At 47.5% G+C, this 15,887-nt stretch carries 10 protein-coding genes; 3 read left to right on the forward strand and 7 right to left on the reverse strand.

Features of this window, described 5'->3' with window-relative positions; genetic code table 11:
* Positions 1–99: 99 nt before the first annotated feature.
* Positions 100–1,323 (reverse strand): FtsX-like permease family protein, encoded by a 1,224-nt coding sequence (locus HGH92_RS09595; protein WP_168870507.1) that lies wholly within the window; start codon positions 1,321–1,323, stop codon positions 100–102.
* A gap of 107 nt (positions 1,324–1,430) precedes the next feature.
* Entirely contained in the window at positions 1,431–1,811 is a 381-nt protein-coding gene (gene rbfA, locus HGH92_RS09600; protein ID WP_168870508.1) for a 30S ribosome-binding factor RbfA, read from the reverse strand.
* Positions 1,812–2,016: 205 nt separating this feature from the next.
* On the opposite strand from rbfA, the gene HGH92_RS09605 reads away from it, so the two are divergent.
* Positions 2,017–3,849, forward strand: coding sequence for an ABC transporter ATP-binding protein (locus tag HGH92_RS09605; protein ID WP_168870509.1), 1,833 nt, complete (start codon positions 2,017–2,019; stop codon positions 3,847–3,849).
* Positions 3,850–4,097: 248 nt separating this feature from the next.
* The gene (locus HGH92_RS09610) at positions 4,098–5,606 is read left to right on the forward strand and encodes an HAD-IB family phosphatase (RefSeq protein ID WP_168870510.1); all 1,509 of its coding nucleotides are present in this window, start codon (positions 4,098–4,100) and stop codon (positions 5,604–5,606) included.
* A 75-nt stretch (positions 5,607–5,681) separates the two neighbouring features.
* Here HGH92_RS09610 and HGH92_RS09615 read toward each other — a convergent pair whose 3' ends face one another.
* Both HGH92_RS09615 and ileS read right to left on the reverse strand, forming a co-directional pair.
* Positions 5,682–6,743, reverse strand: coding sequence for a TraR/DksA C4-type zinc finger protein (locus HGH92_RS09615; protein WP_168870511.1), 1,062 nt, complete (start codon positions 6,741–6,743; stop codon positions 5,682–5,684).
* Between the two features lie 6 nt (positions 6,744–6,749).
* Positions 6,750–10,076 carry an isoleucine--tRNA ligase gene (gene ileS / locus HGH92_RS09620; RefSeq protein WP_168870512.1) on the reverse strand — a complete coding sequence of 1,109 codons (3,327 nt, stop codon included), beginning with the start codon at positions 10,074–10,076 and terminating at the stop codon, positions 6,750–6,752.
* A gap of 260 nt (positions 10,077–10,336) precedes the next feature.
* On the opposite strand from ileS, the gene HGH92_RS09625 reads away from it, so the two are divergent.
* Positions 10,337–10,801 carry a PepSY-like domain-containing protein gene (locus HGH92_RS09625; protein ID WP_168870513.1) on the forward strand — a complete coding sequence of 155 codons (465 nt, stop codon included), beginning with the start codon at positions 10,337–10,339 and terminating at the stop codon, positions 10,799–10,801.
* Positions 10,802–10,866: 65 nt separating this feature from the next.
* On the opposite strand, the gene HGH92_RS09630 is transcribed toward HGH92_RS09625, so the two are convergent.
* The 3 genes from HGH92_RS09630 to HGH92_RS09640 form a co-directional block, all read right to left on the reverse strand.
* Positions 10,867–13,050 carry a GH92 family glycosyl hydrolase gene (locus HGH92_RS09630; protein WP_168870514.1) on the reverse strand — a complete coding sequence of 728 codons (2,184 nt, stop codon included), beginning with the start codon at positions 13,048–13,050 and terminating at the stop codon, positions 10,867–10,869.
* A 64-nt stretch (positions 13,051–13,114) separates the two neighbouring features.
* Positions 13,115–14,038: an endonuclease/exonuclease/phosphatase family protein gene (locus HGH92_RS09635; RefSeq protein ID WP_168870515.1), complete on the reverse strand. Its 924-nt coding sequence runs from the start codon at positions 14,036–14,038 to the stop codon at positions 13,115–13,117.
* 22 nt (positions 14,039–14,060) lie between these two features.
* Positions 14,061–15,872 carry a RagB/SusD family nutrient uptake outer membrane protein gene (locus HGH92_RS09640; protein WP_168870516.1) on the reverse strand — a complete coding sequence of 604 codons (1,812 nt, stop codon included), beginning with the start codon at positions 15,870–15,872 and terminating at the stop codon, positions 14,061–14,063.
* Between the last annotated feature and the right edge of the window lie 15 nt (positions 15,873–15,887).

Raw genomic sequence — 15,887 nt, forward strand, 5'->3', positions numbered from 1 at the left:
TAAACATTAAAATATTTTTTATAAAAGGAAGCGGGACTTTAACCTTAAAGTCCCGCTTCCTTTTTATAAATATCAAAATATCTAAATTCGTAAATGTTATCAGGTGGCTTTCAGGGAAATAGCTTCCACCGCCGCCCTGCGTGCAGGGTACCAGCTGGCCGCCAGTCCTATGATCAGAATAGTCACCAGCACCAGCCCGAAATCAGCCAGATGCATGCTCACCGGATAGGCGTCCACCAGGAACGAAGTGCCCTCCAGCCGGATAATCCCGAAATGCTGCTGTATCAGGCAAAAGCCTCCCCCCAGCACAAACCCCAGCAAGGTGCCAATACCGGCAATAATTAGTCCTTCCGTAAGAAATATTCTCATTATCAGCGACTTACGCGCACCCATTGCCTTCAGGATCGTGATATCCTTCTCTTTTTCTATGACCAGCATATATAACGACCCGATCATATTGAAAGCAGCGATAATCATAATGAAACTGAGAATCACATACACGGCCCACTTTTCTGTCTGCATGATCGCATATAGGGACTGGTTCTGTTCATACCGGGTCTGCACTTTGTAAGATGTCCCTAATTGGCGCTGCAGCCTGTCTTTCAGTTCATTCTGGTTTACTCCCGGCGCCGCGGCCACCTCCAGCGCGGACATCTCGTCAGGCTTCAGTTCCAGCAGACTACGCAGGAAATTGATATGCGTGATGACGTATTTGCTGTTGAACTCCTGCTGAATGGCAAAAGTGCCGGCCGGATAAAGCACGCCGTTGTTCAGCGCGTCTTCGGGCGTCACAAATGCATTTACGTTCCGGCGAGGCACGTATACCGTCACCGGCACCATGCTATGCTCTACGTCCACGCCCAGCGCGCCTTCCAGCTCCAGTCCCAATACAGCTCGGTAAGCTGCGTCGTCTCCTATATCAAAACGCCCGCGGACGATATTGCCCTTCACGTCCGTCACCCGGTTGTAGTTGCTATCCACTCCTTTCAGCACCGCAATCGTAGGCTCGTCCCCGTAGCGAAGCACAGCTTTTTCCTCTACCACTTCGGAGTAAGCGGCCACACCGGAGGTACGCCCGATAGCCTGTAACTGTGCCGGCGTAAGCAACAGCGTTTTTCCACTGGCAGGCACTATTTTAATAGCCGGATAAAAAGAGGAATACAGGGATTTCACCAAACCTTCAAACCCGTTGAACACGCTGAGGATAACAATCAGCGCTCCGGTACCTATCGCAATGGCAGCCACACTTACCCAGGCAATGATGTTGATGGCGTTAGTGGATTTTTTAGCCCTGAAGTAACGGGAAGCAAACTGCCAAACCATACTTTTCTGAATTACAAATTACAAATTACGAATTACGAATGATGAAGTCACTAACAGCATGGGGCCAACGTAAAGGCCTCCATTTGTCATTCGTAATTCGTAATTGATTATTGGTTGTCTCCTTTAATGTGAGAATCGTCTTCTTTGATTTTCTTGAAAAGTTCTTCCATTTTGAAAACATAGTCCAGGGTGTCGTCCAGGAAAAAAGTCAATTCCGGCATCCGGCGCAATTGCTTGCCCACCCGTAATCCCAGTGCTTTTTTAATTTCCCCCATCCTGTCTTTTATGCGGTCCATCATCTCGTTGGGAGATTTTATCTGAAACATGCTCAGATATACCTTCGCTTCCAGCAGGTCAGGCGTCATTTTAACAGCAGCAATGGAAATCATGCCTCCTTCCACTACATTAAACCCCATCCGCTGAAACACGTCGCTCAGCTGCTCCTGTATTAATTGTCCTATTTGCTTTTGCCTTTTAGTTTCCTGCATTGCATTCAATTTTAATCGTTAACAAAACAGCACATATGCACAATAATAATATATTTATGATATAATACCGTCAACCGGGGACCACCGCGAACAGCCCCGTTATACGCGAAATTAACCATTTCCGGGAAAGATTGGGCCTATTTACAGGCAGGTGGTCACTTAATTATGCTATTTTTGCATGCTAATAAAAACGCAAGCATCAGGCATGAAGACTTTCAAGCGATTACTGGGATATGCTACTCCCTTGCATCATTATGTTCCGGAATATGTTATTTATACTATCATCGGTATCGTTTTCGGCATGGTCAACTTCGCCATGCTGATCCCGCTGCTGAACGTGATATTCGACCAGGTGACGACTGAGCCGCAGGTAGTTAACCATCCTGTGTTTTCCTTCACTATCAAGTACTTCATTGACCTGTTCAATTATTACTTTTATTATTTTATCAACACCAGCGGATCTAAAGAAAGCGCACTGTACTTTGTCTGTGCCGTGATCGGCGTTTGCGTTACCGTAGCCAACATGGGCCGCTATATGAGCACCCGTGTGGTGACCCGGATGAAGATGACCATGCTTTCCCGTTTACGGACCAACCTGTATAAAAAATACACAGAACAGTCACTGGGCTATTACAGTGAAAAACAGAAAGGCGACCTTTTGTCTGTGATGACCAACGATGTGCAGGAGGTGGAAGTCTCCGTGGTGAGCTCTGTTCAGATCCTGTTACGTGATCCGTTCATCATCATTGGTTACTTCGCTGTTCTTTTCTATCTCTCCGTGAAACTGACGCTTTTTACTATCGTATTTTTTCCGATCTCCGGACTGCTGATTTCCTATATCTCTAAAAAGCTGAAACAAAAAGGCTGGTTCAGCCAGGAGCTGCTTGGCAAAATCCTGAATGTGACAGAGGAAACACTGGGCGGTATCCGCATCATACAATCATTCACCGCGGCACCTTTCATGCAGAAAAAATTCGGAGATGTCAACCATCGCTTTATTACAGTGAGCAAAGCCATGTTCAACCAGCGTGAGCTGGCTTCACCGGTATCAGAAATACTGGGTGTCATGGTAGTGGTGGTACTGTTGATCTATGGTGGCACTATGGTGTTGCATGGCAGCGATCTGTTGACTGGCGCCACTTTCATGACCTATCTGGTTTTCTATTCACAGATCCTGCAGCCGGCAAAAAATATTTCCACCGCTATCACTACGATGCAACGTGGCATAGTGGCCAGCGAGCGCATCTTCGGCATCCTGGACTCGCCGGTAGCCGTGCAGGAAAAAAGCAATGCGCAGCCTGTCAGCGCATTCAACGACAAAATTGAATACAACAATGTTTCTTTCAAATACGATCAGCAATATGTTTTGAAAGATATCAACCTGACGATCCGCAAAGGCCAGGTGACCGCGCTGGTGGGCCGCAGCGGCGCCGGAAAATCCACGATGGCGGATGTGTTACCCCGCTTTTATGATGTCAACGAAGGTGAAATTCGTATAGACGGCACCGATGTACGCGACCTTCGACTGAACGATCTTCGTGCACTCATTGGCGTTGTCTCACAGGAAGCTGTATTGTTTAATGATACAGTGTTCAACAACATCGCTTTCGGTCATCCGGAAGCAGACCGCGAAGCGGTGATCCGCGCGGCGAAGATTGCCAATGCACATGAGTTCATCGAACAACTGGAAAACGGATATGAGACCTCTATCGGCGATCGCGGCCTCAAACTCAGTGGCGGACAGCGTCAGCGCCTTACCATCGCGAGAGCGATTTTTAAAAATCCGCCAATACTGATCCTCGATGAAGCCACTTCCGCACTCGATACCGAATCAGAAAAACTGGTACAGTCCGCGCTTGACAAACTCATGCAAAACCGCACCACTATTGTTATCGCACACCGTTTGAGCACCATTCAGCATGCCAATGAAATTGTGGTAATGGACCAGGGTGAAATAAAAGAACGCGGCACACATGACGACCTGCTTTCCCGCGAAGGCATCTACCACAAACTGGTGGAAATGCAGGAGTTTAAATAATTTCATTTACGGTTTTTTTGATTTACGGATTTTCGATTTTGTGATGTAATAGCGTAGATCAAGTTGTTAAATCATAAAATCAAAATCTGCGAAATCAAAAAATCCGTAAATCAAAAAATCCCCAAATCATTATCTGGCCTGCATCTCCCCGTTTCTTTTGGTACTGTTTTTGTTATACCCGTCCTGATATGCCAACCAGCTCTTTGCAGCTTGCTTATTTCTTTAACCTTTTAACATAGCGAACTCCTATGATATCTATCGTAATTCCTGTATTAAACGAAGGGGCTACCATACGCCAGGTAATAAAGACCGTAAAGAAGACCAACCGCAAAATTGAAATTATTGTGGTAGACGATAATTCCACCGACAATACGGTGGAAGAGGCCATGAAAGAGCAGGTACGGGTAATTACCAGCAGCCAGCGGGGAAAGGGGATTTCCATGCGGGAAGGTATGATGGCTGCCAAGCACGAGATTATTGCCTATGTTGACGGAGATATTCTTACTTATCCTGATAATATTGTAGACTTATTAACTGATCCTATCGAGCGCGACGAAGCTGACTTCGTTAAATCCTACTTTGAAAGGCAGGCAGGCAGGGTCACACAATTAGTGGCCAAGCCACTGCTGAGTATTCTTTATCCGGACCTCGCTCATTTCCAGCAGCCGCTCAGCGGCATGATCGCCGGGCGTAAGTCCATGTTGTCCAAAGTACAGTTTGAAAATGATTATGGCGTGGACATCGGTTTACTGATAGACATGCACCAGTTGGGCGCCCGCATTGTGGAAGCCAATATCGGCAAGGTGGAAAACGCGATGCAGACCTGGGAGCAGCTAAGCAAAATGTCGCGCGAAGTATCCAGAACTATTTTACGTAAAGCAGAAAATATTCCGCAGGAAAACCTGGAAACACTGGGCAACATCAACCTGATCAGGGAACAGATGGAGTACTCCATTCTTGAGTCTATCGACAAGTTGCAGAAGATGGTCATCTTTAATCTGGACCACGCTGTTTTCACGCAGAACTATCTTCAATGGGCAGCTATTGCATTTGATCAGGAAGAAGAACTGCAGCGCATTATGGCTACTGAAACGGACGCGCTCACGCGCCTGGAGCAAACTGCCGCCCTTTTTGAAGGCCGCAATATTGCAGAACTGCTGGAAGTAGCCGATGCTATTCCGCTGGTACCAGGCATCCGGGAAGTAATACAGGAACTGAAGAAGCGGGGATATGCCTGTGGCCTTATCACAGATGGTTTTGGCATGGTAGCAAGGCATATTAAAAATCAGCTGGGAATGGACTTCGTATTGGCCAATAAATTACATTTAGTCAACAGCGTGGCTACCGGTGAATTAACAGTGCCGGATTATTTTCTGAGAAACGGTGAATATTGTAAGAGTGCTGTGTTGCCTTATGTTGCAGAGCAGTACAATATCCATTCACAGAATATCATTTATGTGGGAGATGGTAAGCAGGACACCCAACTGTTGACAGAAGCGGGTATCGGTGTTGCGTTTTGTCCACAGTACCAACGGGCATATGTAGAAAAGGTTGCCGACAAAATTATTACCGGCTTGTCACTGGCGCCATTGCTGGATATTGCGCCGGCGAGCCCTTCTAAAAAATTCAGGTTGCCTGCCATCAGTAAGAAGCAGGCGCGCAATATTGGTATTGGCAGCCTTGTTGGACTGGCAGGTGCGGGCCTGGTGTATTTCGCGATGCGGCAGCTGCGCAACCGGCAGAAAGCGGACTGTTAAATCATGACAGTGAACCATAAACGAAAAACGGGATTTGATAGTTCAAATCCCGTTTTTCGTTTATGGTGATATCTTTTATTTGCTTTTTGCCAGTTTGGCTTCAATGCTCAGCGTAGCATGTGGTACGGCACGGAGGCGTGCTTTATCTATCAGCTTGCCGGTCACGCGACAGATGCCGTAGGTTTTATTTTCGATACGCATCATAGCTTTTTCCAGGTGGTCGATGAACTGGATCTGACGGCTGGCCATCTGGTTCAGCTGTTCCCTTTCCTGGGAGCCGCTGCCATCTTCCATGCTCATGTATTTGTTTTCAGTATCATCGGTACCTGCTTCGTCTTTGCGGGTAATGAGGCCTTGCAGATAAACCAGTTCTTTTTTAGCGAACTCCAGTTTTTTCTGGATCAGTTCCCTGAACTCCTGCAGGTCTGCATCACTATATCTGAAAAGGGGACCTGAAGTTGCTTCGGGCTGGTCCAGCACTGATTTGGTAAATTCAGGCTGATAAGCGACCAGGGAAGGCTTTCCACCTTTTTTCTCTGCTTTTTCGGCTTTTTCAGCTTTTTCCGGTTTTTCTGTTTTCTCGGGTTTTTCGGTTTTCTCGGATTTTGCTGATTTTTCTGCTTTTACTGCAGGTTTTTCCGCTGCTTTCTTAGTGGATTCTTTCACCTTAGCAACTTGTTCCTTTGTATCTGCTTTCTTTACTGCCATTGTTTTAAGTTCTTTTTCTTCTGACTTAGAAATTAATGGTTTCTCTTTTTCAGCGGCAACACTTTTAGTGACCACTTGCTGCTTTACAGCAGGCTCTTTTTTAACGGTCTTCTTTGCAGGTACAGCAACTTTCGGGACGGACGATGTTTTACTGTTTTTTGCGGCTGGAGCCTTTTTAATTACGGTTTTTGGGGTAGCTGCGGTTTTCTTTGTTGCAGCTTTAGCTACCACGGCTTTTTTTGCTGCGGGTTTAGCGGGCTTGGCGGCGGCTTTTTTGGCGGCGGCCACTTTTTTAGGAGCGGCAGACGCAGCTTTCTTAGCCGGAGCAGGTTTGGCGGCTTTCTTTGCAGTTGTCGCCTTCGCTGCTGCCTTCTTCACCTGAACTACCTTTTGGGTCGATTTACTAGCAACCTTCTTTTTTGTTGCCATGGGGGATTAGCTTTTTTTGTTAACTAATACATTAAATTTAAGGTCATTCACCTCTATTTCTGTTCCGCCCTGTAATTGCTCCACTAAATCCAAGCTATCTGCCAAAATTTCCGTGCAAATATAGTCATTATAGTTTATAATCGCCGATTTGAGCGAGTCTACGCTCTCTACCGTAACGTCAATTCTGTCAGTCAGTTCGAAACCACTGTCCTTCCGGATTTTCTGTATACGATTTACCAGCTCGCGCGCATTTCCTTCGTCCTGTAACTGGTCAGTAATAGTGATATCCAGCGCTACCGTTAAAGCACCTTTATTCGCGACTGTCCATCCAGGAATATCTTCGGAAATTATTTCAACATCAGAGAGTTGTATCTGCAATTGCTCGCCTTCAACAGCCAGGTTGAAATGGCCATCGCGCTCGATGGTAGCAATATCTGTATCCGTGAACGCGCCAATGGCTGCAGCTACGGTTTTCATCTTCGCGCCCATTTTGCTACCGAGCGACTTAAAGTTCGGTTTAATCTTTTTCTTGATAAAACCTCCCGTTTCGGTAAGATAATCAATCCCTTTGACATTTACCTCACTTTTTATAAGATCTTCCACTTTTTCCACCTGGTCTTTCATATGATTACCGGACACAGGTATCAGTATCTTTTGAAGAGGTTGCCTTACCTTGATGTTCACCTTCTTACGCAAGGATAATACCAGTGAGGAAATATCCTGGGCCAACTGCATTCTTTCTTCTAGATCGCTGTCAATGGCAGCGGCATCAGACACAGGGAAATCAGTATGGTGGATGGATTGCGCGTTAAAGCGTCCACTTACACGGTTCAGGTTGTTAAACATCCAGTCTGTGAAGAATGGGGAAACCGGGGCCATCAATTGTGTAATTTTTTCCAAACATTCGTACAATGTCTGGTAAGCACTGATTTTGTCATGGCCATAATCTCCTTTCCAGAACCGGCGACGGCACAAACGCACGTACCAGTTGCTCAGGTGTTCGTCCACAAAGGATTCAATAGCCCTGCCCGCCTGGGTAGGCTCATAGTCATCAAAGGAACTGGTCACGTCCCTGATGAGGGAGTTCAGTACAGAGATGATCCAGCGGTCAATTTCCGGACGCTCCCGTAAGGGTATGTATGCTTCCTTGTATGTAAACTTATCAAGATTAGCATACATAGCAAAGAAGTTATATGTATTATATAAAGTACCGAAGAGCTTGCGTTGCGCTTCTCCGATGCCTTTTACGTCAAATTTGAGGCTGTCCCAGGGGGAAGCGTTGGTGATCAGGTACCAGCGGGTGGCATCTGCACCATATTGCTCAATTGTTTCAAACGGATTCACGACGTTGCCCAGGCGTTTACTCATCTTCTGGCCGTTCTTATCCAGCACTAAACCATTGGAAACCACTGTTTTATACGCAACACTATCAAACAACATCACACCAAGGGCGTGCAGGGTGTAGAACCAGCCACGGGTCTGGTCCACTCCTTCTGCAATGAAATCAGCAGGGAATGCTTCCCCTTTGTCCAGCAGTTCCTTGTTTTCAAACGGATAATGCCATTGTGCATAAGGCATGGCGCCACTGTCAAACCAAACGTCTATCAGGTCCGGTTCCCGGCGCATTGGTTTGCCTGAAGGGCTTACCAGCACGATATCGTCCACATAGGGTTTATGCAGATCAAGGATACCTTCATGCAGATAGGACTTGTTTACGTCGCCACCCAGCACTTCATTTGCCTTCCGGATTTCAGCATTCAGTTCCTCAATACCGCCAATGCATATTTCTTCACTGCCGTCTTCTGTGCGCCATATAGGCAATGGCGTGCCCCAATAGCGGCTGCGGCTCAGGTTCCAGTCCACCATGTTCTCCAGCCAGTTGCCGAAACGACCGGTACCGGTAAAGGCCGGTTTCCAGTTGATGGTCTTGTTCAGCTCTACCATCCGGTCTTTCAGCGCTGTGGTTTTGATGAACCAGGCATCCAGCGGGTAGTACAATACCGGCTTGTCAGTACGCCAGCAGTGAGGATAGGTATGCTCGTATTTTTCAACTTTGAAGGCCCGGTTTTCTTTCTTCAGCTTCACCGCGATATCCACGTCCACATCTTTGTAATCCGGGTCGTCTTTATAATTTTTTACATATCTGCCGGAAAATTCTCCTACGTTGTCGGTAAATTTTCCTTCGCGGTCCACCAGCGTCAGGATGCCGATACCGTATTTTTTACCAACGCGGTTATCGTCCGCGCCAAAAGCAGGAGCCGTATGCACGATACCGGTACCATCTTCAGTGGTCACAAAGTCGCCGATGATCACACGGAACGGATCACCTTCTTCTGGCTGCGTATAGGGCAACAGTTGCTCGTAGCGGATATTTTCCAGCTGGCTGCCTTTAAAGCTGGCCAGTATTTTCCAGGGAATCACTTTATCGCCTTCCTTGTAAGCGTCAAAGTCAGCGTTTTCGCCTTCTGCCTTGAAATATTTGCCCAGCAGGTCTTTTGCCATCACTACATTTACCGGCAGATGGGTATACTGGTTGAAAGTGCTCACCAGTACATACTGAATGTTGGCGCCGACAGTAAGACCGAGGTTGGAAGGCAACGTCCAGGGTGTGGTGGTCCAGGCCAGGAAGAAAACCTCTTCTGAACCCGCAGCATCAAACAGGAATTTGGAGTTTTCCGCGTTTTTTGCCTTGAACATAGCTACCACCGTCGTGTCCTTCACATCTTTGTAAGTTCCGGGCTGGTTCAGCTCATGGGAGCTGAGGCCGGTTCCTGCAGCAGGAGAGTAGGGCTGGATGCTTACACTTTTGTATAACAGGCCTTTTTTGTACAGTGTCTGTAAACTCCACCAGAGGGATTCGATGTATTTGTTGTCAAATGTGATGTAAGGGTCTTTCAGATCCACCCAATAGCCCATCTTCAGGGTAAGGTCATCCCACTTGTCTTTATATTTCAGTACTTCTTTACGGCAGGTCTCGTTATAATCCGCAACAGAGATTTTTTTACCAATGTCTTCTTTGGTAATTCCCAGGGTCTTTTCCACGCCCAGTTCCACCGGCAGGCCATGGGTATCCCATCCGCCCTTGCGTTTCACCTGGAAACCTTTCATGGTCTTGTAGCGGCACACCAGATCTTTCAGGGTACGTGAAATCACATGGTGAATACCTGGCAAACCATTAGCGCTGGGAGGACCTTCATAAAATACAAATGGCGTAGCGCCATCCCGTACTTCCACGCTTTTCTCAAAAGCCTGGTGAAGCTCCCATTGCTGTAATATATCTTTCTCTATCTGAGGTAAATTCAGCTGGTTATATTCCTGATATTTGCTGGACATAAAACAATTCCCCGCCCTTTGATGTTATTTAGACAATAATTGATTAAAATTGTGCGAAGTTAAGAAAATACGATGGCACCTAAAGGGGCAACTTTTCCAAAAACGGGGGTTTTGAAATTTTTTTCGTAAATTTTTTAGTAATTTACAATAAAGAGTATTTATTTTACGTTTTTGGCATTGTTTTAGCTCTTTGCCAGGAAGAATTAGAAAAACCTAAGTCAGTAATTTTAACCCAACGCGGATAAACCATATCTTGATTTATGAAAAAGTTGACGTTAATTTTTTGTGCAGTATTGATCACTTCCGGCACAACTTTTGCACAGCAAAAAAAATCAGTTAAGAAAGCAAAAACAGTTGCTAAAAAGGTGGAAGCACCCGCAGCGGTTAAAAGTTCTTTTGATCAGACCTTTGCCGGAACTACAGACGCCAAGTGGACTAAGACAAGTGCTGGCCACTGGAGCGTAAGTTTCCACAAAGACAACATACAGACTCTTGCAGAGTATGACGCCGACGGCAAATGGATTGCCACCAGAAGCGCATACGATGCACAGACCCTGCCGGAATCAGTGGCTGGTACACTGAAATCAAAATATCCGGCAGCCACCATAAAAGATGGCTGGAAAATTGAGAGAGCAGATGTAGCTGCTTACTACAAAGTAAACATTCAGGACAATGGTGCAGATAAAGCAGTGTTGTTGAACGAAGCAGGCACCGTCACTGAATAATTAAACACGTATTTCATAGGTATAGGGATAAATAGGACAGACCCTGCTCTTTTGGGCGGGGTTTTTCATTTTCCATCACTGCAACGAGGCGCATGGATACTTGCGCCCCAGCGCTTCTCCGGCAACGGCCCCATCTCCAGTAACAACGTACCGCCGTCCATCAGCTGCTGATGCGTGAAAAAAGGCGCATACAACCCTTCCCCGTTTAACCAGGCTTTCTGAATGTATTGATTCTTCACTGAACAATGACGCGCTACAATCGTGAACCGCTTACCGCCCGGTAACCGGATACTGGCCTTGCTGAACACCGGACTTCCAATGGCATAAACAGGCACTCCGGCCGTGACCGGATAAAAGCCTAAAGACGAAAACACCACAAACGCGCTCATCCCACCACCATCTTCATCTCCGGGAATGCCAAAAACATTGTCCTTAAACCATAGGTCCAGCAGCATACGCACCCGCCGCTGCGTTTTCCATGCCGCCCCTACGTAATTGTACAGGTAAGGAATGTGAAATCCCGGTTCATTACCCATGGAAAATTGCCCTACTAACCCGGTAGCGTCCGGAAAGCGATGCCAGAACATATACCGCGGCATCGCCGGTACTGTATGGAACAGCTCGTCCAGCCTTTTTTCAAAAGCCTTTTCTCCTCCCATCAGCCGGACCAATGCCGGGATGTTATGCTGCACTGCCCAGAGATAAGTCCAGCCATTATTCTCATCATAGTAGTCACGGCCACCGGGGCCGCCATCCCACGCTGGATCGATGCCAATCCAGCGCCCGGCACTGTCTTTCGGAAGAAAAAAGCCGGCGCTGTCATGCCACAACCGCCGGAAATTTTCGGCGCGTGCGGCAAACAAAAGACTATCGTCATGAAGATGCAGTTCCCCTGAAAGTTGTGATAATGCCCAGTCATCATAACTGTGCCCTAAAGTGACGGCCACTGCCTGGCGTTTTTCAAACGGATGTACTGCTGCCACTGCTTCTGTATCGCCGGGACGCAGGGCCGGATAATAACCCTTTGCCTGGTAAAAGCTGTCGAGTGGTCCACTGTGGCCATTACGCCAGGGTAGCATCGTTGCTTCCATCGCATTTTTTTTCATGCCTTCATAGGCGACTGCCAACCGTGGTATTTTTAATCCTTTGCGTAAGGCATCCAGAAAAATAATGGTGCTGTGAAAACCATTCATACAAGGATGATCTCCATACAACCGCGGAAATGCAGGCATCCAGCCACTTTGTTCATACATGGTCACATAAGCGTCCAGCATATCTTCTTCCTGCTCCGGATGCAGCACCATCCGCAAAGGATGCAGCGCCTGATAAGTATCCCAGGTGGCGTCATCTACATAAAAAGGACGCCGGGCCACATTGACTTTTTTATTGTAACCGCTATAGTAAAGCGTATCTTCCGTGATATTCACCATCCGTTCATGACAACGATACAGCGCGGTGTAAAATGACCTGCGCTGCGCCTGTGTTCCACCTTCCACCTGAATTTGGCTGGCCACTTCATGCCAGCGGCGCCGGCCTTCCGCTATCACAGCGGCCATATCACGGCCAGCCATTTCCCGCTGAAAATTTTGTTTGGCCTGTTCTGCACTGACATAGGAAACAGCGTATTGCATTACAACCGCATGTTCGTTTCTTTCCGGAAACCGCACGAAATACAAGCTATCCGAAACGAAGCCTGCCGTTATGGCTGTATTAAATCTGCCATATACGTACACCGGAACATCTGCATGAAAAATTGTCCTGGCAGTAAAAGTATTCCCCGAAAAATTCAGGGGAGTAGCAAACAATAATTTTCGATCAGCATCCTGGGGAAATGTAAACCGGTAAACACCGGTTTTACTACCAGGTGCAAACTCCACACGGATACTGTCTTCTATAAGCACAGTGCTGTAATACCAGGGACGTATCACCTCCAACACAGGATCATAGGTACAGCGGCGTTGCCATTCGGCGGGAGATAACGGGCGGGAAGACGGCTTCATGATAAATAGCGCCCCCTCATGATGCGACGCTACCTGTAAAGGAAAACCGGTAATCTGATCATCGGTATAATCTCTCCTCAACGGATATACGCGGACCATCTCGTTGGGCAATTGCATAACCGGCCGGGTGGGTTGTAATAACGTGGATACATTGCCGATAGCAGGGTCCATATATTCTTCCGGCGGCGTTTCACAGCCGGCAAGGAAAAACAAGGCTACCAGCGACAAAAAAAACAATTGCTTTTGCATAAGTTGCCGGTTACACAAACAGGGCCCGCCGTGTAGGCGGGCCCGTTATGACAGTTAAAGCGGGTTATTTGCCGTATTCCAGCACGGCCATTACCGGAAAATGATCGGAAGGCTCTCTGGCTATGTATTTCGAAAGCTTCACTTCTTTTGGAAAATTAGCGGCGTCCGCAGCCTGCTCTTCAGGACGTTTGCTGCGATAGGTGTCTGTCAGTATGCCATAACGGCTTACCTTAAACTGTTTTGTCAGAAAGATGTGATCAATACGACTGTCAGTTTTGCTATCTGACTTAAATGAATTGAATGTTCCGTTCAATGCATAACGTATCGCCGTTATCTCATAGGCATCTTTCATTACACCGGAGTTTTGGATAACGCCATAGGACTCGCTATGCTGGTCCACATTGAAGTCTCCCGTCAGCAACGCCGGTTTGTCGCCTGCAATCTCCTTCACCTTTGCCAGCACCAGTTTGGCACTTTCCGCACGGGCCACCACGCCAACATGGTCCATGTGGAGGTTAAAGAAATAAAACACAAAACCTGTGGACCTATCTTTAAACTCGCCCCAGGAGCATATTCTGGGCAATACAGCGTCCCACCCCTTATTAGGCTTGTCGGTAATGGTTGACAACCAGAAATCGCCATGTCGCAGCAACTGAAAGCGACCGGTTTTGTAGAAGATTGCGGAATGTTCGCCGCCCTGTTTTCCGTCATCACGGCCGATGCCGATAAAATCAAATTCCGGCAGGCTGTCTTTGATATTTACCAACTGATGGTACAGGCATTCCTGTGTTCCGAAAATATCAAAATCGTGAAACCTTATCATGGAAGCTATAACCGGAAATCTTTGTCCCCAGCCATTTCCATGCAGAGAATCTTCTTTGTTGTTATCGTTGCGCATATTATAAGTGGCCACATTAATTCGTTGGCCCGTTACCGTATTTGACAACCACAACAACCCTGCAAAGAGCAGGCAAACAACTTTTTTCATGAGCGTCTTTTTAAATGGTCAATTATTCCACCCAGCCAGGATTTTGTCCCAGTTTGGGATTCAGCTGAAGGTCTGTGTAGGGCACCGGATAAAGGTACTTATAATCTTTCCACTCCTTCGGCACATTGTCCAGCCAGTGAATTTCACCGGAGTTGCCATTGGCAAGCTGCTGCGGGTTTGTCACATTATTGGCGACGGGAGACACGTTGATATAGGTGACGCCTTTCTGCTGGTTAGCCGGTAATGTTTTGTAGAAACACACATCATTTACGCCATCGCCGTTGAGGTCCATCGGCACATCAAGGGCAGGCACATACATACCGTTCCAGGACTGGGCCAGCAACTCGCCTTTTTTCCACCTTACCAGATCATAGAAGCGGAAGCCTTCCAGCACCAGCTCGATACCTCTTTCCCTTCTGATCTCCATCAGGGCCGGATCGGTGATTTCAGGGAAGTAGTTGTTTTTCATATAGGCGTCCACGATAACCGGTTTTGCAGCAGTACCGCTGGTGACGCCGGCGCGGGCGCGCAACGCACCTACCGTTTTGCTCCAGTCATCATCTGAGAGCAGCCCCAGTTCAGCTTGTGCCTCTGCATAGTTGAGCAGTATTTCAGCATAACGCATCAGGGTGATAGCGTTCGTATTATTGCCGCCGTTGTCATAAAAGGTATCATCCAGGCTCCACTTGATAGGCATATAACCTGTATACACGTACGAAAATACCGGAGGTGCAGCGATGGTAGCCCCGTTGCTGGTCCTGGTATAGCCGCTCATACGAATAGTTTGCTGCAAACGTTTATCGCGGTTCTGTGTTTCTTTGAAGAAAGGCAGGGTATCGTACCGGTCAGTATTGGTAAACGGCGTACCATCGATATTCAGATATGTATTGATGAATTTCCGTGTAAAGCTCAGGCGGGCGCCATAGGTAGAGCTGGTATACCACCAGTTGGCATCGTTGAATACGCCGAGGCTGGCGCTGGCGATATTGGCCAGCATGATTTCGGCCGCCACCGGCGCATTGCTGATAAACAGCTGACGATAGGACTGGGCAACGCCGCCACCCTGGTTCAGGGAAAACGCCTTGCTGTCCATAACGGTTTTTGCAGCGGCAGCAGCAGCTTTCAGCCAGTCAGGCGCCGTCGCCATCAGGTTGTAGGAAGTTTGATACCTGCGGAAAGTACCTTCAAACAGACATACTCTTGACTTAAACCCGAGCACCACATTTTTGGTGATCTGGCTGCAGGTAGGATCATTGGCCAGTGTGATGTTGGCGGCAGCGAAGTCCAGATCAGCCACGACAGAGTCCATAATGAGGGTCCGCGGGTCACGGCCGGCATACAGGTTGTTATCGTTCACTTCAAACGGCTTTCCAATCCAGGGCACATCACCGAAACGTTTTACCTTGTCGAAATAAAACCACGCACGAAAGAAGCGGGCCAGTCCGACGTAATTGTTTTTCACAGCCTGTGGCACCTTCGGGTTGTTGCAGTTGGCGATGAAATAGTTGATGTTGCGCAGGTTCTTCCAATCCCAGCCAGTGGCCGTTCTGGAGGTATAAGCTCCCTGGCGCAGGAAATCAGGGACGGCATTGACAGCGCTGTAGTCTGCCATATTATCCGTCTTATAGATATCGTTGATGCCTGGCAACACATCGTAGAAGGAGTTGGAATAAAGCTTCATCCCATCTTCACTGCCGAAGATGGCGTCTTTAGTGGCAGTATCTACCGGCGCCTGGTCCAGGTTTTTGGAGCAACTTCCGGTAAGCACCCAGGCCGTCAGCACTATCCCCAGCCATGTAAGCCTTTTGGAAAGTGCGTTTTTATATTGTTGCATAGTTTATCCTTTTTT

It is taken from the genome of Chitinophaga varians (assembly GCF_012641275.1).
In the GTDB taxonomy this organism is placed as follows: Bacteria; Bacteroidota; Bacteroidia; order Chitinophagales; family Chitinophagaceae; genus Chitinophaga; species Chitinophaga varians_A.